The sequence below is a fragment of the Oscillatoria sp. HE19RPO genome (assembly GCF_024220515.1).
GTDB lineage: Bacteria > Cyanobacteriota > Cyanobacteriia > Cyanobacteriales > Laspinemataceae > Laspinema.
This window is the reverse complement of sequence record NZ_JAMXOT010000359.1, coordinates 1-2868: the sequence shown is the minus strand read 5'-3', so window position 1 is coordinate 2868 and position 2868 is coordinate 1. Positions and strand designations below refer to the sequence as shown.

Here is a 2868-nt window from a genome sequence, read left to right as displayed (position 1 = left end):
CAATGCTTGCGCCCAATTCAGGGCGCAAGCATTGCGCCCCTACATTGACGGGGCTACTCCGTTGATCCGTCACTAGGAACGAACGTTTTGGAGATTTTATTTTTTGGAGTTCCCTTATCACCGGATGAATCTTCAATCCCTCCATAGCCTAGTCGTTGTTTAAAGCGAGCTCGCCAGGAGCGATAATTCCCGGAACCCAGGAACCGCTCGATCGGGAAAATCTGGGAGATGACCCAACATTTGACCCGTAAACCCATCCCAAGGGAATCCATCACTTGATTGTAAGCGTTGAATTCTGGGAGTCTTAAAAGCGCGGCTAGTTCAGTCTCGATCGCGATCTCCGAGTCAGTTAGCTGACAGAGTTGATTGGCTAGATTGCGAGAATATTCTGAGATCTCAACTCCATAGGTAGGGGCGATCGAGATCTGGTAAAGCTTCTCGTAATAACCCTGATCCTTCTTGACGTTCCGTTTCCTCCCCGCGATAAAACACCATAAGGGTATTTGTCCATCGGGTCCCCGTTGCGAGTTCTTAAGCGCGGCCTCGGGAAATTCCCGGGATAACTGCTGCCTTAATCGGTTGATAATCGGATTTTGGATCCGGTTTAAGCTTTGAAGCTTTAAACAATACTCACGCATCGGGATGATAAAGCACTCATGCTCATATCCCAGGAAAGCCTCTGGATAATTCCAGTTATACCAAATACGGTTGTTAAAAGTCGATTTTCTCTTCAGCCGGCGTCGGCAGGCTTTGTCCTGTGAGCCTCCAGGCTTTCTAAGCGGAACGCTCATAGAACAGCCTGCGGGTTTTTATAGACCTTTGAGAACCGGATTCCGTATTAGTCAGTGCATAGGCTGCAAGCGCAAGCGCGTCAGCAGAATCGTTTTTATCTGGCAACTTTTTAGATTTTCGGAAGGCTACTACTTCTGAGTGACCTACCCAGAGTATTTTGACTCCGTGACTTTTGAGGATATGCGCCCAAATCCATGAGTAATGCACTCCCGTGGGTTCCATCACCACACAATCAGGGTTCATTGCTAACAGTTCCTTGATTCCATCCCGGTTAGAATATAACCGAGGGAATGATTTAGAATTCTCCTTAAAATAGAGTTTGAGGTTGTAAGGTGCTTCAGTAAGCGGGCAAGCTACTACATTATCCTTACTGACATCAAGCCCAATAACGACGGATTTTGATTCCATAAATTTTAAAGGTTGTTTCTGGGAGTATTTGCACAAATCTCCCCCTCTGTTTTAGGACCACGAATCTCCCGAACGGTTGCAATTCACTGTCAAGTCTCTAAAGGGGATTGCCGCTATGGTGGCAGTAACCTAGCCCACGAAAGCGCTAAACTTCAGGAGTTCATTTCACTCACAAGGCTCTGAGTTACTGCCTAGCGGCACCGGATTAAAACCCGGTACGGAATGATTGAGCTTCCATTCCGCGATCCTCCCTTTGGGGGAAGATTTCGATCCATAGGAAGCAAAGGATCAGGCGATCGCACTGATGGCGATCGCCCCTGGGAAAACCCAGTCATCAGGCGGAAATTAAGGGACTAGAATTTTGGAAACCCTATCCTCGATCGCATTGCGTGACTCTGCAAGCGCCTCAACCAAATAGACCGCTTGCTCATTGAGAAAAATATCTCGGTTTCCATTAGCCCAAGTAACATGAGCTTCACAAGCGGTATCAGACAACTGAACATCTGCAATTTGGGCTAAGTTAACCCACCGATTCCCGGGTAATAAAACCATCCATGTACTCGGTATTTTCACAATTGCGGTAGTCATGATAAGATTAGATTCAAGAAAGCGAATTTATTTACTAGGGACCCGTTAAATCGGGTCCCTTTGCCCGTTTTAATCAGGGTTGCATTTTGGGGCGGTAGACAACCTTGAGATTGCGATTAGGGTAGAGGCGTCGAAAAGCACAGAGTACGTTATCTACCTCCTTTCTTTTAGCGAGTTGGGCATGAATTGTTTCTAATCCTTTATCGTCAATCGAGACGATAAGCCACGGATATTTAGACTCATGTACTGGGTGGTATCCTTTCATCGAAATTGCACCTCAATAAAATGTATGTTGAATTTATGACGCAAGCTATGCAATAATTTTAGACCAAAATAACACAAAGTATAATAAAGTAAGTATAACAAAAATCTCCTATTAATTGGCACTAGATTGGCTTATCTATTGGAGTATAAATGGTTAACGGTTGCCATTTTCTCATGATGAGATAGAGAGCAAGCTTCACTGCAAGCGGCACTAAGAAAAGAGCGATGAACCTCTTCTGTTGAGACTTGCAAAAGTTTAGCGAGTGCCTCGGATAATCTCAGGATTGCAATGAGTTGTATGGCAGTGAACTCGAACTCACTCCCTTTCAGTTGTAAGGGGATAGCCGACTCTAATTTGACCTCTAAACCCTCGGATTTCATCGCTTCCACAAACCGATTAAAATCTGATAGGGTCCCGTTAAAATTCCTTCTATGCTCTTCGTTCATACCCTTAACCCCTTGCCTTGATTGTGTTGACTCAGGACGGGATTAATTCGATACCCTGGGAATATCGTGCTGAAACCGTGGCTAGATTTTGGGTAACAGTCAATTATTCCCGGGTCATAATCGCAGGATGATCGGGTTATGCCAGGGGGATGATGAGTGCATAATCCAAGGATATTCGCAGGATATTCGCAGGATACCCGGGGCATAACCGGGGCATAACCCGGGGATAACCCGGGGACCCCATGAGGATAACTCTGGGATGACGCTGGGATAACTATCGGACTCTCGTACAGATCAGTTTTCCCAGCAGTCTGTAATACCTGGGAAGGATCTGGGTGGATCTGGGATATAGGGTGCAGATCTGGGTCG

Annotated in this window: 4 protein-coding genes; all 4 read right to left on the bottom strand. The window is 46.0% G+C overall.

The window, feature by feature from the left end:
* Positions 1-53: 53 nt before the first annotated feature.
* A complete protein-coding gene (locus tag NG833_RS26485; RefSeq protein WP_254568270.1) occupies positions 54-638 on the bottom strand; it encodes a hypothetical protein in 585 nt (194 codons plus the stop codon).
* 136 nt (positions 639-774) lie between these two features.
* Positions 775-1200, bottom strand: coding sequence for a transposase (locus tag NG833_RS26480; RefSeq protein WP_254568269.1), 426 nt, complete (start codon positions 1198-1200; stop codon positions 775-777).
* Between the two features lie 345 nt (positions 1201-1545).
* On the bottom strand, positions 1546-1788 hold the full coding sequence (locus tag NG833_RS26475; protein ID WP_254568268.1) for a hypothetical protein: 243 nt from the start codon (positions 1786-1788) through the stop codon (positions 1546-1548).
* A gap of 396 nt (positions 1789-2184) precedes the next feature.
* Positions 2185-2499 (bottom strand): hypothetical protein, encoded by a 315-nt coding sequence (locus NG833_RS26470; RefSeq protein ID WP_254568267.1) that lies wholly within the window; start codon positions 2497-2499, stop codon positions 2185-2187.
* Positions 2500-2868 lie beyond the last annotated feature (369 nt).

Coding starts and splice junctions, on each gene's coding strand:
- NG833_RS26485 (WP_254568270.1), bottom strand. CDS start 638: ATGCGTGAGTATTGTTTAAAGCTTCAAAGCTTAAACCGGATCCAAAAT.
- NG833_RS26480 (WP_254568269.1), bottom strand. CDS start 1,200: ATGGAATCAAAATCCGTCGTTATTGGGCTTGATGTCAGTAAGGATAAT.
- NG833_RS26475 (WP_254568268.1), bottom strand. CDS start 1,788: ATGACTACCGCAATTGTGAAAATACCGAGTACATGGATGGTTTTATTA.
- NG833_RS26470 (WP_254568267.1), bottom strand. CDS start 2,499: ATGAACGAAGAGCATAGAAGGAATTTTAACGGGACCCTATCAGATTTT.